Below are 21,544 nucleotides of genomic sequence, written 5' to 3'. Positions count from 1 at the left end.
ATGCCTGCCCGGGACCGGCGCGGCGCGGTATGCAATGGTTGCTATGCCGAAGTGAGCCGCATCTGTGCCAGCAGCGGCAGGTGGTCGGAGGCCAGCCGGGCCAGTGGCGTGCGATGGCTCGATACCGCCACCAGGTGGGCGCGCGGCGACGTCCAGATGCGGTCCAGCGCCAGGAACGGCAGCCGCGACGGGAATGTCGAGACATGCGGCGTGCGCTGGAAGTAGGCATGCAGCCAGCGCAGCGGGCGGCCCCACAGAAACCATTCGTTGACGTCGCCAAGCAGGATGGTCGGCTGCGCCGGCGCCTCGGCCAGCGCGGTCAGCAGGCGCCGCACCTGCCAGCGCCGTTCGCCGGGGCGCAGGCCCAGGTGCGTGGCGATCACGCGCAGCGCGAACGTGCCCGATTCGATGGCATTGCATTCCAGCAGTGCGTCGATGGCGCCGCGCGGCTCGCACCCCTTCACGCTCAGATCGATCTGCCGCACCTTGAGCGGCGGGTAGCGCGTGAGCAGCGCGTTGCCGTAGTCGCCATCGTCGCGCACCAGCGTCGGACCGGGGATCGCGTGCAGGCCGGTGTGCTGGGACAGGAAGCGCAGCATGTCGAACCCCGTGCCGCGCGTCTCCACCTCCTGCAGGGCGATCATGTCGGCACGCAGTTCGTTGATGACCTCGCAAATGCGCTTGGGCACGAAATGCCCATCGGTGCCGACGCCGCCGTGGATGTTGTAGCTGGCCACCGCGATATCGGCATGCAGCGCGGCTGGCGCGGCTGGCGCCGCGTGGCGCGGTTCGCGGGCGGTCATCGGGCACCCTCGCCGGACGGCGGGCGGCAGCAGTGCGGCGGCTGCGGCCCGGTGCCGGCCCGCGCATGACCATGGGCCGCCCGGCTGCGCCGCTGGCGGCGGCGCCGCAACATCCACCACAGCGCGGCGGGAATCAGCAGGACCAGCGCCAGCAGCGCGAACGTCTTCGGCTCGGGATGCTGGGCGACGGCCGCGATGCGGTCCACCAGCGACGCCGACACGATGATGCCGGGCGACATGCCGATGGCCGTGCCCAGCAGGCAGTCGCGCAACCGGATGCGCGACGCCCCGACCACCAGGTTGACCAGCGTGAACGGTGCCACCGGCACCAGCCGCAGCGCCACCATGGCCAGCAGGCCGTGCTGGCTCACCTTCTGGCTCAGGCGGTTCAACCGCCGCCCGCCAAAGCGCCGCACGGCGTTGCGCCCCAGCAGGCGTCCCACGGTGTAGCCGGCCGCCGTGCTGAGCACGGTCCCGGCCAGCGCAATCGCGCCACCGTACAGCGGCCCGAAAACCACCACGGTCACCACGATCAGCACCGTCACCGGGAATAGCGCCAGCCCGCCGGCGACGAAGGCGCCCATCATCGCCAGCGGGGCCATTGGCATGTCGTCCAGGCGTTGCACCCAGGCCAGCACGTGGCGGAAATCGGCCCATTCGCGCAATGGCGTGTAGTGCCAGGCAAAGACCACGCCGGCCAGCAGCAGCACGAATGCCACCAGCAGCGCCACACGGCTGGCCACATGCGGGCGGGCGTCGGGGCCGACGAACTCGGCCATGACCTGTTCCGCGTCAATGGGCTCCATCGGATCGAGCAGCGTGGCATCGGGCAGCGCGGCGTCCACGTTGTCGGGCACCGCGGGCGCAAAGGGTTGCAGCGTGCGCCCTTCGGGCCGATGCAGCGCGGCCAGCGCGGCGTGCAGGCGCGGGTGCGCGGCCATGGCCTGGTGCAGCGCGTCGGGCGTGACGGCCAGGTGCTCGCACAGCAGGCGGTCGCGCATGGCGCGGATGGCGGCGGCAACACGCGGGTCGCCCCGGGATTCGATCGCCAGGTTGCACTCGGTATCGAGCCCGAACGAACGGTTGCTCAGGTTGGCGGAGCCGATGGTCAGCAGGCGGTCGTCCACGGCCATGATCTTGCTGTGCACGTTGACGCAAGCATCGCCCAGGCCGGGCACGTGCGGACAGTACAACTGGAAGCGGCCATCCGGATCGGCCGCGCGCAGGCCGCGATACAGGCGCGCCCGCAGCACGCCCATGCTGGCCTCTTCCAGCCAGCCGCTTTCGGTGCGGCGCGATACCAGGGCGATGTCCGGCGCGTCGGGCTCGCGCAGCCGGGCCGCAAACGCGTCGGCGATCAGCCCCGAACTGAAGTACTGGTTTTCCAGGTAGATGCTGTCTCGGGCGGCGCCGATGGCATCGGTGTAGAGCGTGCGGATCTCGCTGATACCCGGTTCGTCGTCGCGCATGGGAAATGTGCGGCTGATACCCACTGGCACCTTGGTGATGTCGGGCGGCACCTGCTCGGGCCACAGGTCGGTGGCCGATGCCGCCAGAGGGGGCGGCACGCGCGGATGCCGTCCGGTCGCGCGCAGCCAGCGGTCGGCCGCGAGTTCGCCCAGCGCGTGCGCGGCCTCGCCATCGACCATGCATTGGACGTCGTGGAACGGTGCGTAGGGCTTGCCGTCAGGGTCCACGCGTCGCGGATCGTCGGGCAGGTGGTGGTGGGTGTCCCAGCGCCGGATGGTCAGGTCCAGCCCGCCCACAAATGCCAGCCGATGGTCGATGACCACCACCTTCTGATGATGCGAGGCGCCCACGGGGTGATTGCCGTCGAGGCAGAACGACAGCCGCCGGTGGGCTTGCCAGTGCGCCTTGGCGGCCGGCAGGAATTCGCGCTCCAGCGCGAACACCATCGCGTAATCCCAGCTCAGCACGTACACGCGCAGGCCCCGGCGCCGGCGGCACAGGGCGTTGAGGAAGTCGCGCAGTTCGGCGGGCAGGCCGTCGGTGGGCGATTCCGGCTGCAGGCGCGTACGGCTGTCGATATCCCAGCCGAGGATGAAGATGCTGTGCTCTGCGCGGGTCAGCGCCTGACGCAGCACCGGAAAATACGCATCGGCATCGACGAGCATCGCGAAGCGCGTGCACGGGGCCACGCGCCAGCAATTGTGGCCCGGGCGCAGCAGGGAGGGTTCGGCGACGTTCGACATGGCGAAGGGCTAGCTTCGCAAGTTCCGTACCGGTCGCGCGGCCGCGCGATGCCGCGGGCGTGGGTGCGGGATCTCCGGATATGCCCGAGTGGGCGTCGTGCGCGCCTTGTGTGTCCCTTACCCGGCTTTGTAAAAGTTGCGCGTCAGGCAGCGGCGGCCATGCGCCACGCGGCCGGCGGCATGCCAAAACGCCGCGCGAAGGCGCGGGTGAAGGTGGTCTGGTCGGGATAACCGACGCCCGACGCGATATCGGCCAGCGGCATCGTGCCGGCCATCAGCCACTGCACGGCCTGGTCCAGCCGCAGGCGCGTCTGATAGCCGTGGGGCGTGTCGCCGAATGCCTCGCAGAACAGCGTATGAAAGCGCCGGGTCCCCCAGCCGATGCGTGCGGCGAGCTGGTCCACCCGCAACGGCGTGGAAAGATGGGTGCGCAGGTAGTGGTCGATGGCGCCCACCGGAAAGCGTGCCGCATCGGCCTGCCGGTCATCGAGGCCGAGCATGGCGGACAGGCCGCCCGCCAGCGCCGCGGCCTGTTGCCAGGCATGCTGGGCCGGCGCGGTGCCGGACGCCTGACCGGCGGTGGCCAGCCGGCGGACACGCGTGGCAAAGGCGGTATCCATCGCGAACATGCGGGGTGTTGCCATCAGCCGTGCCGGCAGCGCCACGGAGCTGGAGGGAAAGTCGGCCACCAGTTGCAGGTTGTCGGTCAGGCCGCTGCACAGGTGGTGCATGCCGGCCGGGATGACCAGGCCGTGCGTGCCGTCAACCCGGTAGGCATGGCCGTCGATTTCCAGTTCGGTCTGGCCATCCACGCCAAACAGCAACTGGTGATAGTCGTGCGCGTGGCCGAACGGCCGGTGCGGGTAGCGGCGCGGTTCGACCAGGGGCGAGGCGTGCTCAACGAGCTTCGGCATGACGCGGCTTGCCCTGGGTCTGGCAGAGCCAGACGCCCACCCCGGCGATGGCCATGCCGAGCCACTGCACGGGCCCAAGGCGGTCGCCGAACAGCAGCGCCGCCTGCACGGCCGCCAGCGGCGGCGCCAGGAACATCAGCGCGGCGGCATTGGCCGCCTGGCCGCGCCGCACCAGGCCCAGCAACAGCCACGTGCCCAGGCCGGACAGCACCACCGCGGCCCACGCCAGCGACATCCATAGCGTGGGGCCGCCTTGCCAACGCAACGCGCCGATGCCGCCCGATGCACTGACGACCACGCCGGCCACCAGCAGCGCCCCGGCGTTCTGCCAGGCCGAACTGGCGCGGATATCCGCGCGGCGGATCGAGGTTTTCTGGAGCAGGGTTCCCATGGTGATCGAGACAATCGCCAGCACGCCGACCAGCACGATCCACGGGGACACCGCGTGCGGCGCGCCGGCCTGCATGGCTGGCAAGACTACCAGACCCACGCCCAGCGCGCCCAGCCCCAGTCCGCGCCAGGTGCGCGCGGTCGGCTGCTCGCCCAGCAGCGGGATGGCCAGCAGGGCGGTCAGCAACGGCTGCAGCGCGCCCAGCAGTGCCATGATCGATGGGGACAGGCCATGCGCCACCGCGCCATAGCCGGCGCACAGGTAGACGCCCTGCATCAGCGCGCCGGCCAGCAGATGGCGCGGCACCTGCGACAGCGGCGGCCATGCGGCGCGCCCGGCGGCGGCCACGGCGGCGAACATCAGCGTGGCCAGCGCAAAGCGGGCCAGCAGGAACAGGCTGGTATCGGCCACCGGCACGACGGCCTTGCCGACGATGAAACCGGTGGACCAGATCAGGACAAAGGCCATGGCGGGCAGCCAGGCGGGAACGGGGCGCGACATCTTGAATCTTGGTAAGGGGCAGCTTGCAGGCCCGGATCGTCCTCAGCGGCGAAACGCGGGCGGATTTCCGGACATGGCCGGCAGACTAGCGCAGCCCGGCACGGCTGTCTTGGCAAATCCTGCACTGTTCGCCCGGGGCACCATGGTATGGTGGCGGCCCGCCGTGCCACTGCCGCGCTTCACCATGACCGATACCCCGCAGCAACGCCTGATCGACGATCTTGGCCTGATTCCGCACCCGGAAGGCGGCTATTACCGCGAAACGTTCCGCGACGCGGCCCGTGTGCGGCGCGTGTCCGATGGCGCCGAGCGTTCGGCTTCCACCGCGATCTACTACCTGCTGTGCGATACCGCCTTCTCGGCCTGGCATCGCATCCACGCCGACGAGGCGTGGCACTTCTACGCCGGAGACCCGATCCACGTGCACTGGCTGACGCCCGACGGCGCGCTCGTCACGCACCGGCTTGGCAATCCGCTGGCGCGGCCCGGCACCGTGTTCCAGGCCGTCGTGCCGGCCGGCTGCTGGTTCGCCGCCGAACGCGTGCCGGCCACGGAAGGCGCGGCCGGCTATGCGCTGGCCGGCTGTACGGTGGCGCCCGGCTTCGAGTTCAGCGAATTCGAACTGGCCGATCCCCTGAGGCTTGCGGCCTCGCACCCGGCGCATGCCGATGTGATCACCCGGCTGGGCAGCCGGCCCCGCGAGCGCTGAGGCACGTCGTTCCCGGCCCTACGCGGCAGTCTTCACCTGCGTGCGCAGGTAGTCCACCACGCGCGCCACGCGGGGCGCCAGCGCCCATTCCGAGCGGTGGATCAGCCAGAGTTTGTCGATCACCGGCGCGTGGCAGTCCAGCACCCGGATCTGGTCCTTCTGCACGAAGGCCTCGCGCGCATAGCGCGGAATCACGGTAAAGCCAAAGCCGCGCGCCACCGGTTCCAGCATCAGGCTCACCTGGTTGCTGAACCCCCGGCACGGCAAGGTATGCACGCCCGGATTGCCGGGATAGTGCCGGCTCAGCAGGCGGTTGGCCATGGTCTTGCCGTCGGGATGGTCGACAAAGCCGATGCGCTGCAGATCGTCCCAGCCCTGTACCTGTTCGCCCGCCGGATAGACCAGTTCCAGGGGTTCCTCGCTGAACGGCGTCGCGGCCAGCCGGGGATCGTCGGGCTTGAGCGACACCAGCCCCACGTCGAAGCGGTTTTGCAGCACACCTTCCAGCACCTCGGCGTCGGGCGCGAAACGGTGGCGGATGATCAGTCCCGGCGTCTTGCCTTGCAGGTCCAGCAGGCGCGGATACAGGAACAGGCCGATGCTGCCGGGCGTGATCAGCCCGACCACGCCGGACTCGCCATCGTCGACCAGCCGGGCGCGCAGGCGGTCGTTGGCCAGTTCCATGTCGGCGCAGTATTCCAGCAGCGCGCGGCCGGCCGGCGTCAGTTCCAGCGCGCGCGGGCGGCGGATCAGCAGCGGACCGAGCGCATCTTCCAGATGCCGGATGTGCTGGCTGACGGCGGCCTGGGTCAGGCCCAGCTCGTCGGCCGCGCTGGTGAAGCTGCCGGTTTGCGCCAGCATGGCAAACGAGCGCAGCCATTGGGGGTTGAGCATAATGAACTCTTATCGAATTGATAACGCGTAGACGGTTTTCATTATAGCGGCGCGTGGCTAATATCGCTGCATTGCAACATGCAGAGACCACCCATGACTACGCCTGCACTTTTTACCCCTTTCACGCTGAAAGACGTGACGCTGCGCAACCGTATCGCGGTGCCCCCGATGTGCCAGTACAGCGCCATCGACGGCGTTACCAACGACTGGCACCTGTCCCATTACGCCGGCCTGGCCCGTGGCGGCGCCGGCTTGGTGATCGTCGAGGCCACGGCGGTGTCGCCGGAAGGCCGCATTACGCCGGGATGCACGGGGTTGTGGAATGACGAACAGGCTGTCGGCATGGCGCGCATTGCCGAGGCCATCAAGGCGGGCGGTGCCGTTGCCAGCATCCAGATCGCCCATGCCGGCCGCAAGGCCAGCGCCAATCGTCCGTGGGAAGGCGACGACCATATTCCCGAGGGCGACGACCGTGGGTGGAAGACCATCTCGCCGTCGGCCAAGCCGTTCGGCGCCAACCTGTCGAAGATGCCCGAAGCGATGACGCACGACGATATCGCCCGTATCCAGGCTGATTTCGTGGCTGCCGCCCGGCGCGCCCGCGACGCCGGCTTCCAGTGGCTGGAATTGCACTTCGCGCACGGCTATCTGGCGCAGAGCTTCTTCTCGGTCCACGGCAACGAACGTACCGACGAATACGGCAAGGACGCCATCGGCCGAGGCCGCTTCCTGCTGGAAACGCTGGCCGCCGTGCGCGAGGTCTGGCCGCAAAACCTGCCGCTGACCGCCCGTTTCGGCGTGATCGAATATGACGGCAACGACGAGCAGACGCTCAAGGAATCGATCGAACTGGTGCGCGCCATGCGCGAGGGCGGCCTGGACATGCTGAACGTCAGCGTCGGCTTTTCCACGCCCGATGCCAGGATCCCCTGGGGCCCGGCATTCCTGGCGCCCATTGCCGAGCGCGTGCATCGCGAAGCCGGCCTGCCGGTGGCGTCGTCGTGGGGCATCGACGACCCCGTGGTGGCCAACCGCGTGGTCGAGCAGGGCCAGATGGATCTGGTGATGGTGGGCCGCGCCATGCTGTCGAACCCGCACTGGCCGTACCAGGCCGCGATGAAGCTGGGCGTGGAGCGTCCGTCGTGGGTGCTGCCCGCGCCGTACGCCCACTGGCTGGAACGCTACCGCGTGCAGTCGGCCTGATCGGCCTGGGCGCCCGGAGCGGCCTGGAAGCTGTGCCGGGGCACTGGCCGGGTCAGAACGATCCGACCAGTGTGCCCAGCACGATGACGGCCACCAGCGCCAGCAGCGGCCCGACAATGCCGACCATCACGATGCCGCCGTAGCTTTGCTTGTGCGTGGTGCCGCAGACGGCCAGCAGCGTGACCACCGCGCCGTTGTGCGGCAGTGTGTCGAGCGTGCCGGCACTCATCACGGCCACGCGGTGCAGCACGGCGGGATCGAGCCCGATTTCCAGCGCCCGCGCCAGGTAGGTGCCGCCCAGCGCATCGAGCGCGATCGTCAGGCCGCCCGAAGCGGAGCCGGTCAGCGCCGACAGCACGTTGGTGGCCACGGCCAGCGACACCAGCGGGCCGCCTCCGATCGACAATACCCAGTCCCGTACCACGGCAAAGCCCGGCAGGCCCGCCACCACGGCGCCAAAGCCGACCAGGCTGGCCACGCTGAGCACCGGCAGGGCCGCCGCGTGCGCACCGGCGCCCATGGTTTCGCGCAGCGCGGTCAGGCGCCGCCAGTTCAGCAGCACCAGGCAAACGATGGCGGCCGCCAGCGCGACGATCACCGACCACACCCCGCCCACGGCCTGCAATGACGTGGCGCCCCATTCCGGCAGCGCCAGATAGTCCGCATCCAGCCGCGGCAGCACGACCAGGCTCATGGTCAGGTTCACGGCAATCACCACGGCCAGCGGCAGCAGCGCCACCAGCGCGCCGGGCGGCTCGGCACTGCGCCGGCCATGCCGCGCTTCGGCCGGATCGAACTCATGTGCTGTGCTGGCGCGCTCGCGGATCAGCGGGCGTTCGGCCACCTCGGCCACCTGGGCAACCCCGGCCACCTCCCCGACGCCATCCGGCAATCCCCCGCCATAGCCTTCCCCCTTGCGGCGCGCGGCACCTTCGCAGCGCGCCAGCCACCACATGCCGAATGCCAGCATGATCAGGCTGGCGACGATGCCCAGCCCGGGCGCCGCGAACGGCGTGGTGCTGAAGAACGGCATCGGAATCGCGTTCTGGATGGCCGGCGTGCCGGGCAGCGCCGACATCGTGAAGGTCGAGGTGCCCAGCACGATGGCGGCCGGCATCAGCCGGTGCGGGATATCGGCCGCGCGAAACAGCGCATGGGCCATCGGCGCCAGCACGAAGAACGCCACAAACAGGCTGACACCCCCAAAGGTGAGCAGGGCGCCGGCCAGCACCACGGCCAGTATCGCGCGGCGGGGGCCGAGCGTGCGCGTCATCCAGTCGGCAATCGCGGTGACCGATCCGCTGTCATCCATCAGCTTGCCGAACAGCGCGCCCAGCAGGAACAGCGGAAAGAACTGTGCGACGAAGCCCGCCGCCGTGCCCATGAAGGTCTGCGTCCAGTTAGCCAGCAACGGGTCGCCCGCCGTGGCAGCCGCCAGCAGCGCGGCGGCCGGGGCGATCAGCAGGATGCTCCAGCCCCGGAACGCCATCCAGACCATCGCCGCCAGGGCGATGACGATGCCTGGCAAGTCCATGGTTCAGACCTCCCGCAGCAGTTCGTCCAGATCGAACGAGGACTGGTTGCCCAGCGCATCGCCGTGCATGGCCAGGAACTGCCCGGCCGCCGCGCGGCCTTCGTCGCGCAGCATGCACAGGAACGGCCATTCGGCATTCATCTTCGACGACGACCCGAATTCGGCCATGCGCTCGCTGGCAATGCGGTGGATGCGCATGTCGGCCCACTGGGCGCCCTCGGCAGCGCCAGGGTCGGCCACGCGCTGCAGCACGGCGATCATGCGCAGTTCCTTGAGCAGGGCGGCGTTGAAGGAGATCTCGTTGACCCGGCTCAGGATGTCGCGCGCCGAGCGGGGCACGCCGGCGCGCGCCACCGGATTGATCTGCACGAGGATGGTGTCGCGCGACTGGCATTCGCGCACCAGCGGCGTGATGGTGGGATTGCCCGCATAGCCGCCATCCCAGTACGGCACGCCGTCGATCTCCACGGCCTGGAACACCGTGGGCAGGCAGGCCGACGCCAGCAGCACGCTGGCCGTGACTTCCGTGTTCTTGAATACGCGGCCACGGCCCGTTTCCACATTGGTGGCCGTGACAAACAGATGAATCGGCGCCTGGGCCAGCACATCGAAATCGATGGTGGCCTGCAGCACCTCGGCCAGCGGATTGCTGCCGGCCTTGTTGAGGTCATAGGGCGACCAGATGCGCGCGGCCAGGTCGGCGGCGACGAACAGCGGGGAATTGTCGAGCGTCCAGCGGCCCAGGATCACGTCGAGCGGGGTGCGGCGGAACGGGCTGAAGCGGGCGGCATCGGACACCCGCTGCCAGAAGGCTTCCAGCGCCCGGCGGGCGCCGCCCCGGCCATCGAGCGCGTGGCCGTAGACCAGCACGGCGGCATTCATCGCCCCGGCCGACGTGCCCGATATCCCCTCGATATCGAGCCATGGCTCTTCCAGCAGGCGATCCAGCACGCCCCAGGTAAAGGCGCCATGGGCGCCACCGCCTTGCAACGCCAGGTCGATCAGCAGCGGCTCGCGCGCCGCGGCGGTCTTGCCTTCCTCGTTCATCCGACGCTCCCGAAGGTGACTCACGTGAGGTACAAGCCGCTCTATTATTTGTTGTGCAGTGCAACTTCAGCAAGGTTGAGTGTTGGACCGGGGCCAATGCCGCTATACTTGTACAGCTAATTGGACATGTATTTGGAGTGATGACATGCGCACAGTTCATTTTTCAGACGCCCGCAACAATCTCAAGGCCGTCATCGATCAGGCGATTGAAGACCACGACGCCGTGCTGATCACGCGCCGGGATGCGCCGAACGCAGTGATCATGTCGCAGGAGCAATACGATAGTTGGGCGGAAACGATCTACCTGCTGAACTCTCCGGCGAACGCCGCTCACCTTGCCCGTTCCATGGAACAGTTGCGCGCAGGCGAGATGCAGCAGCGGAAACTCGTCGACCCGGACGATGCGGCCGAATGACGCGCAACATCCTGTTCACGGCCGATGCGTGGGAGCAGTACCTGTTCTGGCAGGGCCAGGACCGCAAGACGTTGAAACGGATCAATCAACTGGTCGAAGACGCGCGGCGGTCTCCATTTGAAGGCATCGGCAAGCCGGAACCCCTGAAAGGAAACCTGACAGGCTTTTGCTCACGGCGCATTGATGACACAAATCGCCTTGTCTACAAGGCCGACGACGCGGCGGTGTCCATCGTCAGCTGCCGCTATCACTATGGCGACAGGTGACGATGGTGTGGGCCCTCCCGGCAATCACCCGATAATCTCGAACTGGTCGAAATACGCCTCGTTGAGCGACAGGCCCAGTCCAGGCAGGTGGTCGTCCAGCTGCAGGTAGCCATTGTCCGGCGCGGGTTCGCCCTGGAAGATGTAGTAGAACAGTTCGTTGCCCACCTCCACGTCGTGGACCGGGAAGAACTCCGACATGGGCGATGCCGTGGACGCCATGGTCAGGTGGTAGTTGTGCATCTGGCCGGCGTGGGGGATCACGGGCACCGACCAGGCCTCGGCCATCGCGTTGATCTTCTGTGCGGCGGTGATGCCGCCCACGCGGTTGGTGTCGTACTGGATCACGTCCACCGCGCGCCGTTCCAGCAGGTCCTTGAAGCCGTACGAGGTGAATTCGTGCTCGCCGCCCGAGATCGGGAACGGGCTCATCTTCTTCAGTTCGGCGTAGCCCTCGATGTCGTCGGCGATGACCGGCTCCTCCAGCCAGCGCGGATGGAATTCGGCCAGGCGCGGGATCATGCGGCGGGCGTATTCGAGCGTCCAGCCCATATAGCACTCGAGCATGATGTCCACGCCATCGCCCACCAGCTCGCGCAGCAGGCGCACCTGTTCCAGGTTCTTCTGCATGCCAGCCGGGCCGTCCTTGGGGCCATAGCCGAAGCGCATCTTCATCGCCGTGAAGCCCTGATCCAGGTAACGCTGCGCTTCGCCCAGGAAGGCGTCGCGGTCATCGTTGTTGTAGAGCTTCGACGCGTAGCACCAGATCTTCTCCTTGGTGCGGCCGCCCAGCAGCTTGAACACGGGCCGCCCGGTGGCCTTGCCCATCAGGTCCCACAGCGCGATATCGACGGCCGAGATCGCCGCCATGCCGATGCCCTTGCGGCCCCAGGCATGGGTGCGGCGGTACATCTTCTGCCACAGGTATTCGTTGTCGAACGGGTCCTGTCCGATCACGATCGGCGCCAGGTACTGGTCGACGATCTGCTTGGCCACGCGCGGGGCCAGCGCGCAGTTGCCGATGCCCACATGGCCATCGTCGGTTTCCACCTCGACCACGAGCCAGTCGTGGAAGCGGAACGACCCCATGGCGTCGCCGCGGTCATACAGGATGTCGGTGGCATTGGTGCAGAAGTGCGCCTGCGGCGGCACCGTCTTGCCTTTCCATTGAAAGACGCGGGCGCGGACGTTGGTGATTTTCATGGTGGAGTCCTGGTGGCGATGGGGGTCAGGCGGCGCGGGCATCCGCCAGCCGGCGGGCGCCCATCTGGCAGGCCAGGTGGAACGCTTGCAGCGTGGCGCCCGGATTGGCCCGGCCCTGCTGCGTGATGTCGAAGGCGGTGCCGTGGGCCGGCGTGGTGATCGGCACGGGCAGCCCGCCCTGTACCGTCACGCCGCGCGAGAAGCCCATCAGCTTGATGCCGATCTGGCCCTGGTCGTGATACATCGTGACGATGGCATCGAACTGGCGCTGGTCCGGGCCCCCCTGGACCTTCAGGAAGATGGTGTCCGCCGGGAACGGGCCTTGTGCCGCCACGCCGCGCGATTGCGCCTCGGCCACGGCCGGTCCGATCACGTCGATTTCCTCGCGGCCGAATGCGCCGTTGTCGCCGTTGTGCGGGTTCAGGCCGCATACGGCGATGCGCGGGGTCGCCACGCCGGACCGGCGCAGCGCGTGGTCGATCAGGTCGATGGCGTCGCGCACGCGGGCCGGGGTAATCAGCGCGGGCACCTCCTTGATGGCGACGTGCGAGGTCACGCGCGACGTCCACAGGCCGTCCAGCACATTGAATTCGCAGAACGGGCCGCCGTAGCCCAGCTTCTCGGCAAACCAGTGCAGTTCGTCGTTGTGGCCCATGCCGGCCGCATGCATCGAACTCTTGTTGAGCGGGCCGAAGAGGATGGCATCGGCCTGGCCCGCCTGGGCCAGCGTGAGCGCCACCTGCAGCGTACCGAGGCAGTAGCGCCCGCCTGCGGCGCTGGCCTCGCCGCGCGGGTAGGCCGGCTTGTCGTCCAGGTTCCAGTGATACAGGCGCGGGCCCTGCTCGGTGCCCTGGAAGTCGGGCCGCTCCACTTCGGGCAGCGACAGGCTCACGCCCGCCACGTCCATGCCGCGCCGCCATTCCTCGCGGTCGGCAATCAGCAGGATGCGCGCCTGCGCGGCAACGGGGTCGGCCAGCAGCCGGGCGATCAGTTCGGGGCCGATGCCGGCGGGGTCGCCGAGCACCATGGCAATACGGGGGCGTTGGGGCATGTTTCGGTCCATCAGAGGATTGCGTCCATTCAGTCCATTCAGTCCATTCAGTCCAGTTTCACGCCGAGTTCGGCGATCAGCTTGCCGTAGCGCGCATATTCGCTGCGCGAGAAGGCGTCGAACTGGGCGGGGTCCATCGCGCCGGGCACGGCCCCCACGTCGGCCAGGCGGCGGACGGTGTCGGGGTCCTTCATGACCTGGGCCATGGCGGCGCTGATTTTCTGCAGCGTGGCCGGGGGCGTGCCGGCGGTGGCGTAGACGCCGTACCAGGTATTGGCCTGGATATCGGGCACGCCGGCTTCCTTCAGCGTGGGTACGTTGGGCAGCAGCGCCGAGCGTTTGTCGGACGTCACGGCCAGCGCGCGCAGCTTGCCGGCCTTGATATGGTTGATGACCGACGGCATGGTCTCGAAGCTCATGTCCACCTGGCCGCCCATCAGGTCCACCAGCCCGCTGGCGCTGCTCTTGTAGGGCACATGAAGCATCTTGCCGTGGATCTGGTGCACGAAGGCCGCCGCCGCCAGATGCTGCGTGCTGCCGACGCCCGACGAACTGTAGCGGTACTTGTCCGGGTTGGCCTGGATCTGGGCCACCAGCGTTTTCGCGTCATGGACCGGCAGCTGGTTGTTCACCACCAGCACGTTGGGCACCTGGGCCACCAGGGTCACGGGCACGAGGTCCTTCAGCGGGTTGAACTGCAGCTTGAGCAGGTGCGGCGCGATGGCCTGCGACGTCGACACGCCCATCAGCAGCGTGTTGCCATCGGGCGGGGCCTTGGCGGTGATGTCGGCGGCGATGGTGTTCGATGCGCCGGGGCGGTTGTCGACCACCACCGGCTGCTTCAGGATGGCGGACAGCTTGTCCGAGACGATGCGCGCCATGATGTCGGTGCCGCCGCCGGGCGCGGCGCCCACCATCATGCGGATCGGGCGCGCGTCGTCGGCCCGGGCGCATGGCGCCGCCATGCCAAACACCGCGATACCGGCCAGGGTGCCGGCCATCCATGTCTTCATGATTGTCTCCGTCGATGGGCAGTCTGCGCTGCGTGACGTCCACTATACGAAAGATGAGTACCCCCCGAAAACTGAGCATTTCTGAAGCGGCGATAAGCGGCGGTGATATCGGGGTTAACGCGGCGTCGGCGCGCTGGCCCGCCGCCGAGCGATCACCACAGGCGATCAGGGTATCCGCAGGATTCAATAGGCAGGCCAGCGGGCGGCCCGTATATTTGGCGGCACAAGACAACCAGGAGACCCGCATGACCCAGATTCCGGCCCGCAGTCCCACCCCCGCCCCGACCCAGTATCGCGGCGTATTCCCGGTGGCGCCCACGATCTTCGACGCCCAGGGCGGGCTGGACCTGGACGGCCAGCGCCGCTGCATCGACTTCATGATCGATGCCGGGTCGCACGGCATCTGCATCCTGGCCAACTTTTCCGAGCAGTTCGTGCTGACCGACGACGAGCGCCAGCTGCTGATGACCACCGTGCTCGACCACGTGGCCGGCCGCGTGCCGGTGATTGTCACCACCACGCACTTCAGTTCGCGCATCTGCGCCGAGCGCAGCCGCGCCGCGCAGGACGCCGGTGCCGCCATGGTGATGGTCATGCCGCCGTACCACGGCGCCACGATCCGGGTGCCGGAGCGCAGCATCTACGAGTTCTTTGCCACGGTATCGGCGGCCATCGACATCCCGATCATGATCCAGGATGCGCCGGTCAGCGGCACCACGCTGTCGGCGCCGTTCCTGGCGCGCATGGCCCGCGAACTGGCCAATGTGTCGTACTTCAAGATCGAGGTGCCGCAGGCGGCCGCCAAGCTGCGCGAACTGATCGCGCTGGGCGGCGACGCCATCGTGGGGCCTTGGGACGGCGAGGAAGCCATCACGCTGATGGCCGACCTGGAAGCCGGCGCGACCGGCGCCATGACCGGGGCCGGCTACCCGGACGGCATCCGCCAGATCCTCGATGCCTGGCAGGCGGGCGATGCCGACGCGGCGGCCGACCGCTACCAGCAATGGCTGCCGCTGATCAACTACGAAAACCGACAGGGCTGGCTGGCCACGGCCAAGGTGCTGATGCAGGAAGGCGGCGTGATCCGCTCGGATGCCGTGCGGCATCCGCTGCAGCCGATGCACCCGGCCACGCGCGAGGGTTTGCTGAAGGTGGCGCGGCGGCTCGATCCGCTGGTGCTGCGCTGGGGCCGCTGAGCCGGCAGGGCAGTGGTCAGGCGGTGTAGGCGGCGTGGGCGCGCAGGGTATCGATCAGCAGGCTCATCGACGCCGACACCGGGCGCCCGCGCCGGGTGACGATGCCGTACGGCCCGAGCTTGATCGGCAGGGGCAGCGGCAGCACGGCCAGCGCGCCCAGCTGCGCGTAGTAGGCGGCCACCGATGCGGGCAGGACGGCAATCAGTTCGCTGTCGATCAGCAGCGAGGTGGTCATCAGCACGGCTGCCGACTCGATGGTCGATGGCGGTGCCGGCACGCCGGCGTCCTCGAACGAGCGGTCCAGCAGCGCCCGCATCGGGCTGGGGCGGGGCTGCATGATCCACGGATACCGGGTCAGCTCCCCGAACGCGAGTTCGCTGCGTGCCGCCAGCGGGTGCTGCGGCCCGACCACGATGGCCAGGCCCTCGTCGCCAAGCTGCTCGAAATCCAGCGCGCTGCTGTCCCAGCCCTCGGGCACGCGGCCCAGCACGATGTCGAGCTGGTCGCGCTCCAGTTGCGGCATCAGCACGTCGCTGGTGTCCACCTGCACGGCGATCTCAAGCTGCGGGTGGTCGCGGTTGAGCTGGCGGATGGCGCTGGCGAGCAGCCCCGGCGTGGGCGCCATCACCGCGCCCACGCGCACCCGGCCGATCTTGCCCGCTTCCAGCGCCACCAGTTCATCGCGCAACCCGGCCATGTCGGCAAACACGAGCTTGGCGTAGCGCGTGGCCGCGCCGCCAAAGCGCGTGGGCCGCAGGCCGCGCGCGTGCCGCTCGAACAGCGCCACGCCGAGCAGGTCTTCCATGTCCTGCAGCATCTTGCTGACCGCCGGCTGGGACAGCGTCAGGGCCTCGGCCGCCTGGCGCAGCGAGCCGCGTTCCTCGATGGCGACCAGCAGGCGCAGGTGCTGCATCTTCAGGCGGTTGTGCAGGGCGGAGACGGACGGAATCATGGGGCGGTGATGGCTACGTGGAGCAGGGCTGGCGCGTCATTCTAATGCGTCGGCCCCACCGGCCCGCCCGGGCTTCACATCCGCCCGGCCCGGGCTTCACATCCGGCCCGCCCAGACCGGCGGAAGCCGGCCGGCCCATGGGTGTGCCTGCTCGATCTGGCCGGCCAGGCGCAACAGCGCCGCTTCCTGCCCGAAGCCGGCGCCGAACCGGGCTTCACATCCGCCCGGCCCGGGCTTCACATCCGGCCCGCCCAGACCGCCGGAAGCCGGCCGGCCCATGGGTGTGCCTGCTCGATCTGGCCGGCCAGGCGCAACAGCGCCGCTTCCTGCCCGAAGCCGGCGCCGAACTGGATGCCGATGGGCAACCCGGCATGCGGCCCCGTGGGCGTTGTCGCCATCGGGACGGACATCGCGGGCAGGCCCGCCACGTTAAAGGCCGGGGTGAACGGCGAGTGCCGGAACACGCGCGCGGTCCATGCCAGGCCGTCCATCTGTTCGGCGCCGGCCGCATAGGTGCCCACCGGCTCGGGCAGGTCTGGCATGGTGGGCGTCATCAGGATGTCGGTCTCGGCAAACCAGCCGGCCGTGGCGCGCGTCACGGCGTTGCGGACATCCAGGGCCGCCGCGAAGGCGGTGCCGGTGACACGCTGGCCGTAGCGATAGGCCGCCAGCGTGGCAGGTTCCAGCGTATCGGCATCCACGCGCCGGCCGGTCTGCACGGCGATGGCGTCGATCCAGTTCACCAGCGTGGCACACCAGATTTGCGCGTTGGCATGGACGAAGGCTTCCCAGGACACCCTAAGGTTCGGGCGCACCAGTTCGACGTGATGGCCCAGATCGGCCAGCTTGCGGGCGGCATCGGCAGTGGCATCGGTCACAACTTGTGACACGGCGCCATCGTTCCAGGGCGCCAGCATCAGCCCGATGCGCAGGCGTCCCGGGTCGCGGCCGACCTCGGCGAGGAAGGGCCGCGCGGGGGCCGCCGTGTGGTACGGCTCGCCGGCTGCCGTGCCGTGGATGGCATCGAGCAGCGCGGCGCTGTCGCGCACGGTGCGGCTCAGGCCGCCTTGCACGCCAAGCCCGGCAAAGACCTCGTCGAGTGCCGGACCATTCGAGACCCGGCCGCGCGTGGATTTGAGACCGAACAGGCCTGTGAACGATGCCGGCACGCGGATCGATCCCGCCGCATCGGTGGCATGGGCCAGCGGCACGATCCCGGCCGCCACGGCTGCGGCAGCGCCACCGCTGGAACCGCCCGCGCTGCGCCGCGTATCCCACGGATTGCGGGTCTGGCCTTGTTGCACCGATTCGGTGGCCGTGCTGAACGCCATTTCAGGCGTTGCCGTGCGGCCCAGCGTGACCAGTCCGGCGGCGCGCAGCCGCTGCATCAGGTTCGAATCGTTTGGCGCCACCAGCCCGGCCGCCAGCCGCGACCCCAGTTCCAGCCGCTTGCCGGCCATGGCGACGGCCAGGTCCTTGATCAGGAAGGGCACGCCGGCCAGTGGCCCATCGATCGAAGCCTGCCCGGCGTCGGCCAGCGGCCAATGCTCGACCACCGCGCCGATGGCGGGGTTGACCGCTTCGATCGCCGCGCGTGCCAGTTCGGCCAGTTCCTGGGCTGTGACTTCCTTGCGGGCGACAAGGGCGGCCAGGCCCAGCGCGTCGTGGGTAACGTATTCGCTCAGTTTCATGTTGGCTCCAGCTTGCAGGGGGAATGTGGGCATCGTAGAGATGGCCGCGCATGCTGATTAGTCCTCGGAAATGGGCGTGATTGGCCCATTGATGGGACAATCTCCGCCTCTTTGCTTTCGGGAGTGGACCGCATGGCCGCGGATCTCAACGACACGCTGATCTTTGTGCGCGTGGTGCAGGCGGGCAGCTTCACGGCCGGGGCGCGGCTGCTGAAGATGCCCAAGACCACGGTCAGCCGCCGGGTGATGGCGCTGGAAACGCAATTGGGTGCCCAGTTGCTGCATCGGACCACGCGCCGGCTTGGGCTGACCGAGGCGGGCGGGCTGTACTACGCCCATGCGCGCGACATGGTGCGCCAGATCGACGACGCCGAGGCGGCGGTCCACCAGTTGCAGGCGGGCCCGCGCGGCTGGTTGCGCGTGACGCTGCCGTATTCGTTCGGGGCGGCGTGGATCGCGCCATTGCTGGCGGATTTCCGAACGGCCTGTCCCGAGGTCAGGCTCGAAATCCTGGCTTCGCATGTGCCGCTCGACCTGGTGGCCGATGACATCGACGTGGCGCTGCGCCTGGGTGTGCTGCCCGATTCCGAACTGGTGGCGCGCCGGCTCGGCAGCTTTGCCACGGGCGTCTATGCCAGCCCCGGCTATCTGGAGCGCGCCGGCATGCCGGTGCACCCGTCCGAACTCGTGGGCCATGCCACGCTGGCCCTGCACCAGGCGCGCCGCGAGCGCGGCTATGCGTGGCCGCTGCGCAGGGACGGCGGGCGCACCCAGTCTTTCGCCGTGGACCCGGTCATCGTCGCCAGCGATCCTGCGCTGCTGCACGATGCGCTTTGCGCGGGGCAGGGCCTGTCGCTGGCCATGCACCGGAGCATGGCCGCCGATGTCACGGCGGGACGGCTGCGGCGCGTGCTGCCCGAATGGACCGGGCCTGCGCAGGATTTCAACGCGGTGTTTCCGCGCGGTGCGGTGGCATCGCCCAAAGTGCGTGCCTTTGTGGATTTCCTGCGCGCGCGGCTGGGGGCTGACTGACACACCCGGGTGCGGTAAATCTTCCACGCACGCGCGCAGGTCTACATGGCCCGTGCGCGGTTCCCGCCGAAAGTTCGGGCGATTGCGGCCGGACAGGCAGCGGAACAGAAATTGCAGGGTTCCCGGGATCGCGGCAGACGCGCTAAGGAGACCCAGATGACACAGAAGCTGAAAAACCCCTGGTTCCGCCCCGGTGTGCTCAATGAAGGCAGCGACTGGGCCGTGCACGACCAGACCGAGGACTTTGGCGGCCCGGATTCGTATCCGCGCCCGTGGGCGCGCGGCCCCAGGCCGGACGCCAGCGTGTATGCGTCATCGCATGTCGATCCGGCCGCCTATGGCATTGCCGACGACGACGGCCTGCGCACCGCACCCGGCCGCGCCCGCTGGCATCGCGCGGCGGACGTGAACTGGCAGGATCGGCACGAGGATGGCGCCCTGCGCTATCGGCCCGGAGCCGGGGGCCGTGTGGCCGGCGTGCCCGCCGAGGCCGAGCGCGGCTACGGGGGTGGCTATGGCGGTGGCTATGGTGGCGGCTACGGCGGGCCGGTGCATCGATCCGAGCCCGTCTGGCCAAAAGGCTACGTCCGCTCCGACGAGCGCATTCGCGACGATGTCTGCTCGCGCCTGGCGCACGACGGCCACGTCGACTTGCAGGAGGTGGAGGTCGATGTCGATGGCGGCGTGGTCACGCTGCGCGGCGCGGCCCATGACCGGAGCGAGAAGCATCGCATCGAGGACATCGCCGAACATGTCATGGGCGTGAAGGACGTGCGCAACGAACTGCGCATTCGCTGAAGTGCGATATGCCTCCGAAGGCCCGGCCATGTGCCGGGCCTTTTTACTGGCCTGTCGCCGTCACGACGGCCCCGCGTTCTGTGCGGATACCGGACATCCACCTTTCTGACCTGAAAGGTCGATGCTGCATCGCAAAATCCCTGTTTCCCCCTGATGAACACCGGCCCTCGGGCTATCGGCAATGGGTCATGTTGCGCTGCGCCGCAGCATCGAATTGTTGCGCGCAACGGAATGAATGGGCCGATTCGTTGCCTTGACATTGCTCGATACAAAGTCTTACGCTCCCGGGCACGACTAAAAGACGTTCGCATGTAGAACGCTGGTTCGACATGCGGTCATTTCGACTCTCAGGAGACAAGCCTTGAACAAGGTTGCCGGGTTCTTTACGGAACTGATGCGCCGGTATCTGCCGGACCCCTTCGTGTTTGCCATCGGCCTGACGCTGCTCAGCATGGTCATGGCGATGCTGGTGGAGGGGCAGGGCGCCAGCGCCATCATCACCAACTGGGGCAAGGGCTTCTGGAACCTGCTCTCGTTCACCACACAGATGGCCGTGATCCTGGCCATGGGCTACGTGCTGGCCACCGCGCCGCTGGTGGACCGCTTCCTGAACGGCATCGTGGCCCGGGTGGCCACGCCGCGTGGCGCGATCATCGTGGCGACGCTGGTGGGCGGCATCGGCAGCTACCTGAACTGGGGCTTCGGCCTGGTGATCGGCGGCATCATCGCGCGCAAGCTGGCTGTGAAGGTCAAGGGCGTGCATTACCCGCTGATCATTGCCTCGGCCTATAGCGGCTTCACGATGTACGGCCTGGGCCTGTCGGCCAGTATCCCGGTGCTGATCTCCACGCCGGGACACCCGATGGAAAAGCTGATGGGCGTCATCGCGCTCAAGGACACCATTTTTTCGGTGCCGATGCTGCTGACCAGCCTGGCCGTGATCGTCACGCTGCCGCTGCTCAACGCCATGCTGCATCCGCGCGATGCCAGGGACGTGGTCGAGATCCAGGAAGAACCGGAGGCACGGGAACCGGTAGCCGGCGGCCATAGCATGGGCATCGAGAACACGCTGGCCGCGCGCATGAACAACAGCCGCCTGCTGAGCCTGCTGATCGGGCTGTGCGGCATGGCCTATGCGGTGCTGTACTTCATGCAGGGCGGTACGCTGGACCTGAACCTGATCAACTTCCTGATCCTGTTCATCGGCGTGCTGCTGCTGGGCACGCCGGCCAACTACGTGGCCAAGCTCAACGAAGGCATCAAGACGATTTCGGGCATCATCCTGCAATATCCGTTCTACGCGGGCATCATGGCGGTGATGGCGGGCTCGGGGCTGGTGGATACCATCTCGCGCGTGTTCGTCGATATCGCCACGCCGCAGACCCTGCCGTTCTGGGGCCTGGTCAGCAGCTTCGTGATCAACTTCTTTGCCCCGTCCGGCGGCGGCCACTGGGTGATCCAGGGCCCGTTCATGGTCGATGCGGCCAAGGCCATCGGCAGTTCGGTGGCGCAGACGTCAATGTCGGTGATGCTGGGCAACGCGTGGAACGACCTGGTGCAACCGTTCTGGATCCTGCCGGCGCTGGCGCTCTCGAAGCTCAAACTCAAGGACGTGATGGGCTACACCGTGATCATGATGTTCTGGGTCGGTGCCATCTACATCGTGGCGATGCTGGCCTGGGGCATGGCCACCCACTGAAGTCCTTGCGCAGTACGTACAA

Annotated in this window: 20 protein-coding genes; 8 read left to right on the top strand and 12 right to left on the bottom strand. The window is 68.3% G+C overall.

What is annotated here, in order from left to right:
• Positions 1 to 41 precede the first annotated feature (41 nt).
• The 4 genes from AC3FJ6_RS18965 to AC3FJ6_RS18950 all read right to left on the bottom strand — a co-directional run bounded on the left by AC3FJ6_RS18965 (position 42) and on the right by AC3FJ6_RS18950 (position 4,822).
• Complete coding sequence (locus tag AC3FJ6_RS18965; RefSeq protein ID WP_488773263.1) at positions 42 to 803, bottom strand: endonuclease/exonuclease/phosphatase family protein; 762 nt, start codon at positions 801 to 803, stop codon at positions 42 to 44.
• Positions 800 to 3,016, bottom strand: a complete 2,217-nt coding sequence (locus tag AC3FJ6_RS18960; protein WP_488773262.1) for a VTT domain-containing protein — start codon at positions 3,014 to 3,016, stop codon at positions 800 to 802. The genes AC3FJ6_RS18965 and AC3FJ6_RS18960 overlap by 4 nt, the downstream gene beginning before the upstream one ends.
• A gap of 143 nt (positions 3,017 to 3,159) precedes the next feature.
• Entirely contained in the window at positions 3,160 to 3,930 is a 771-nt protein-coding gene (locus AC3FJ6_RS18955; protein WP_488773261.1) for a helix-turn-helix transcriptional regulator, read from the bottom strand.
• Complete coding sequence (locus AC3FJ6_RS18950) at positions 3,914 to 4,822, bottom strand: DMT family transporter (protein WP_488773260.1); 909 nt, start codon at positions 4,820 to 4,822, stop codon at positions 3,914 to 3,916. Before AC3FJ6_RS18950 ends, AC3FJ6_RS18955 begins: the two co-directional genes overlap by 17 nt.
• A gap of 184 nt (positions 4,823 to 5,006) precedes the next feature.
• Here AC3FJ6_RS18950 and AC3FJ6_RS18945 point away from each other — a divergent pair, with 184 nt between their 5' ends.
• A complete protein-coding gene (locus AC3FJ6_RS18945; RefSeq protein ID WP_488773259.1) occupies positions 5,007 to 5,531 on the top strand; it encodes a cupin domain-containing protein in 525 nt (174 codons plus the stop codon).
• Between the two features lie 18 nt (positions 5,532 to 5,549).
• Here AC3FJ6_RS18945 and AC3FJ6_RS18940 read toward each other — a convergent pair whose 3' ends face one another.
• A complete protein-coding gene (locus tag AC3FJ6_RS18940) occupies positions 5,550 to 6,425 on the bottom strand; it encodes a LysR family transcriptional regulator (protein WP_488773258.1) in 876 nt (291 codons plus the stop codon).
• Positions 6,426 to 6,518: 93 nt separating this feature from the next.
• Between AC3FJ6_RS18940 and AC3FJ6_RS18935 the strand changes: the two genes are divergently transcribed.
• A complete protein-coding gene (locus tag AC3FJ6_RS18935) occupies positions 6,519 to 7,628 on the top strand; it encodes an NADH:flavin oxidoreductase/NADH oxidase (RefSeq protein WP_488773257.1) in 1,110 nt (369 codons plus the stop codon).
• Between the two features lie 52 nt (positions 7,629 to 7,680).
• Here AC3FJ6_RS18935 and AC3FJ6_RS18930 read toward each other — a convergent pair whose 3' ends face one another.
• Positions 7,681 to 9,162: a GntP family permease gene (locus AC3FJ6_RS18930; RefSeq protein WP_488773256.1), complete on the bottom strand. Its 1,482-nt coding sequence runs from the start codon at positions 9,160 to 9,162 to the stop codon at positions 7,681 to 7,683.
• A 3-nt stretch (positions 9,163 to 9,165) separates the two neighbouring features.
• Positions 9,166 to 10,209, bottom strand: coding sequence for a patatin-like phospholipase family protein (locus tag AC3FJ6_RS18925; RefSeq protein ID WP_488773255.1), 1,044 nt, complete (start codon positions 10,207 to 10,209; stop codon positions 9,166 to 9,168).
• A gap of 145 nt (positions 10,210 to 10,354) precedes the next feature.
• Between AC3FJ6_RS18925 and AC3FJ6_RS18920 the strand changes: the two genes are divergently transcribed.
• A complete protein-coding gene (locus AC3FJ6_RS18920) occupies positions 10,355 to 10,624 on the top strand; it encodes a type II toxin-antitoxin system Phd/YefM family antitoxin (RefSeq protein ID WP_066740286.1) in 270 nt (89 codons plus the stop codon).
• A complete protein-coding gene (locus AC3FJ6_RS18915; protein WP_488773254.1) occupies positions 10,621 to 10,890 on the top strand; it encodes a Txe/YoeB family addiction module toxin in 270 nt (89 codons plus the stop codon). The genes AC3FJ6_RS18920 and AC3FJ6_RS18915 overlap by 4 nt, the downstream gene beginning before the upstream one ends.
• A gap of 24 nt (positions 10,891 to 10,914) precedes the next feature.
• Here the strand turns inward: AC3FJ6_RS18915 and AC3FJ6_RS18910 are convergent, their stop codons facing one another.
• From AC3FJ6_RS18910 to AC3FJ6_RS18900, 3 genes are read right to left on the bottom strand one after another with little or no spacing between them, the layout of a single operon-like run.
• Positions 10,915 to 12,090 carry an L-rhamnonate dehydratase gene (locus tag AC3FJ6_RS18910; protein ID WP_488773253.1) on the bottom strand — a complete coding sequence of 392 codons (1,176 nt, stop codon included), beginning with the start codon at positions 12,088 to 12,090 and terminating at the stop codon, positions 10,915 to 10,917.
• Positions 12,091 to 12,115: 25 nt separating this feature from the next.
• Entirely contained in the window at positions 12,116 to 13,141 is a 1,026-nt protein-coding gene (locus AC3FJ6_RS18905) for a 4-hydroxythreonine-4-phosphate dehydrogenase PdxA (RefSeq protein ID WP_488773252.1), read from the bottom strand.
• 47 nt (positions 13,142 to 13,188) lie between these two features.
• Positions 13,189 to 14,154 (bottom strand): Bug family tripartite tricarboxylate transporter substrate binding protein, encoded by a 966-nt coding sequence (locus AC3FJ6_RS18900; RefSeq protein WP_488773251.1) that lies wholly within the window; start codon positions 14,152 to 14,154, stop codon positions 13,189 to 13,191.
• A gap of 245 nt (positions 14,155 to 14,399) precedes the next feature.
• Here AC3FJ6_RS18900 and AC3FJ6_RS18895 point away from each other — a divergent pair, with 245 nt between their 5' ends.
• Entirely contained in the window at positions 14,400 to 15,350 is a 951-nt protein-coding gene (locus AC3FJ6_RS18895) for a dihydrodipicolinate synthase family protein (protein WP_488773250.1), read from the top strand.
• A 16-nt stretch (positions 15,351 to 15,366) separates the two neighbouring features.
• Here AC3FJ6_RS18895 and AC3FJ6_RS18890 read toward each other — a convergent pair whose 3' ends face one another.
• Entirely contained in the window at positions 15,367 to 16,302 is a 936-nt protein-coding gene (locus AC3FJ6_RS18890; protein WP_488773249.1) for a LysR family transcriptional regulator, read from the bottom strand.
• Between the two features lie 236 nt (positions 16,303 to 16,538).
• The gene (locus tag AC3FJ6_RS18885; protein WP_488773248.1) at positions 16,539 to 17,993 is read right to left on the bottom strand and encodes an amidase; all 1,455 of its coding nucleotides are present in this window, start codon (positions 17,991 to 17,993) and stop codon (positions 16,539 to 16,541) included.
• 132 nt (positions 17,994 to 18,125) lie between these two features.
• Between AC3FJ6_RS18885 and AC3FJ6_RS18880 the strand changes: the two genes are divergently transcribed.
• The 3 genes from AC3FJ6_RS18880 (at position 18,126) to AC3FJ6_RS18870 (ending at position 21,522) form a co-directional block, all read left to right on the top strand.
• Positions 18,126 to 19,025 (top strand): LysR family transcriptional regulator, encoded by a 900-nt coding sequence (locus AC3FJ6_RS18880; protein WP_488773247.1) that lies wholly within the window; start codon positions 18,126 to 18,128, stop codon positions 19,023 to 19,025.
• Positions 19,026 to 19,181: 156 nt separating this feature from the next.
• Positions 19,182 to 19,823, top strand: a complete 642-nt coding sequence (locus tag AC3FJ6_RS18875; protein WP_488773246.1) for a BON domain-containing protein — start codon at positions 19,182 to 19,184, stop codon at positions 19,821 to 19,823.
• Between the two features lie 361 nt (positions 19,824 to 20,184).
• Positions 20,185 to 21,522: a short-chain fatty acid transporter gene (locus AC3FJ6_RS18870; RefSeq protein WP_488773245.1), complete on the top strand. Its 1,338-nt coding sequence runs from the start codon at positions 20,185 to 20,187 to the stop codon at positions 21,520 to 21,522.
• Positions 21,523 to 21,544: the final 22 nt, after the last annotated feature.

This window comes from Cupriavidus sp. 94F1 (assembly GCF_057798875.1).
This window is presented reverse-complemented; position numbering and strand designations above follow the sequence as displayed.

What these genes read in the sequence shown, in the direction of transcription:
- AC3FJ6_RS18875 (WP_488773246.1), top strand. Translation starts at nt 19,182, where the DNA reads ATGACACAGAAGCTGAAAAACCCCTGGTTCCGCCCCGGTGTGCTCAAT.
- AC3FJ6_RS18885 (WP_488773248.1), bottom strand. Translation starts at nt 17,993, where the DNA reads ATGAAACTGAGCGAATACGTTACCCACGACGCGCTGGGCCTGGCCGCC.
- AC3FJ6_RS18965 (WP_488773263.1), bottom strand. Translation starts at nt 803, where the DNA reads ATGACCGCCCGCGAACCGCGCCACGCGGCGCCAGCCGCGCCAGCCGCG.
- AC3FJ6_RS18905 (WP_488773252.1), bottom strand. Translation starts at nt 13,141, where the DNA reads ATGCCCCAACGCCCCCGTATTGCCATGGTGCTCGGCGACCCCGCCGGC.
- AC3FJ6_RS18925 (WP_488773255.1), bottom strand. Translation starts at nt 10,209, where the DNA reads ATGAACGAGGAAGGCAAGACCGCCGCGGCGCGCGAGCCGCTGCTGATC.
- AC3FJ6_RS18930 (WP_488773256.1), bottom strand. Translation starts at nt 9,162, where the DNA reads ATGGACTTGCCAGGCATCGTCATCGCCCTGGCGGCGATGGTCTGGATG.
- AC3FJ6_RS18940 (WP_488773258.1), bottom strand. Translation starts at nt 6,425, where the DNA reads ATGCTCAACCCCCAATGGCTGCGCTCGTTTGCCATGCTGGCGCAAACC.
- AC3FJ6_RS18950 (WP_488773260.1), bottom strand. Translation starts at nt 4,822, where the DNA reads ATGTCGCGCCCCGTTCCCGCCTGGCTGCCCGCCATGGCCTTTGTCCTG.
- AC3FJ6_RS18880 (WP_488773247.1), top strand. Translation starts at nt 18,126, where the DNA reads ATGGCCGCGGATCTCAACGACACGCTGATCTTTGTGCGCGTGGTGCAG.
- AC3FJ6_RS18935 (WP_488773257.1), top strand. Translation starts at nt 6,519, where the DNA reads ATGACTACGCCTGCACTTTTTACCCCTTTCACGCTGAAAGACGTGACG.
- AC3FJ6_RS18890 (WP_488773249.1), bottom strand. Translation starts at nt 16,302, where the DNA reads ATGATTCCGTCCGTCTCCGCCCTGCACAACCGCCTGAAGATGCAGCAC.
- AC3FJ6_RS18945 (WP_488773259.1), top strand. Translation starts at nt 5,007, where the DNA reads ATGACCGATACCCCGCAGCAACGCCTGATCGACGATCTTGGCCTGATT.
- AC3FJ6_RS18895 (WP_488773250.1), top strand. Translation starts at nt 14,400, where the DNA reads ATGACCCAGATTCCGGCCCGCAGTCCCACCCCCGCCCCGACCCAGTAT.
- AC3FJ6_RS18955 (WP_488773261.1), bottom strand. Translation starts at nt 3,930, where the DNA reads ATGCCGAAGCTCGTTGAGCACGCCTCGCCCCTGGTCGAACCGCGCCGC.
- AC3FJ6_RS18920 (WP_066740286.1), top strand. Translation starts at nt 10,355, where the DNA reads ATGCGCACAGTTCATTTTTCAGACGCCCGCAACAATCTCAAGGCCGTC.
- AC3FJ6_RS18960 (WP_488773262.1), bottom strand. Translation starts at nt 3,016, where the DNA reads ATGTCGAACGTCGCCGAACCCTCCCTGCTGCGCCCGGGCCACAATTGC.
- AC3FJ6_RS18915 (WP_488773254.1), top strand. Translation starts at nt 10,621, where the DNA reads ATGACGCGCAACATCCTGTTCACGGCCGATGCGTGGGAGCAGTACCTG.
- AC3FJ6_RS18910 (WP_488773253.1), bottom strand. Translation starts at nt 12,090, where the DNA reads ATGAAAATCACCAACGTCCGCGCCCGCGTCTTTCAATGGAAAGGCAAG.
- AC3FJ6_RS18900 (WP_488773251.1), bottom strand. Translation starts at nt 14,154, where the DNA reads ATGAAGACATGGATGGCCGGCACCCTGGCCGGTATCGCGGTGTTTGGC.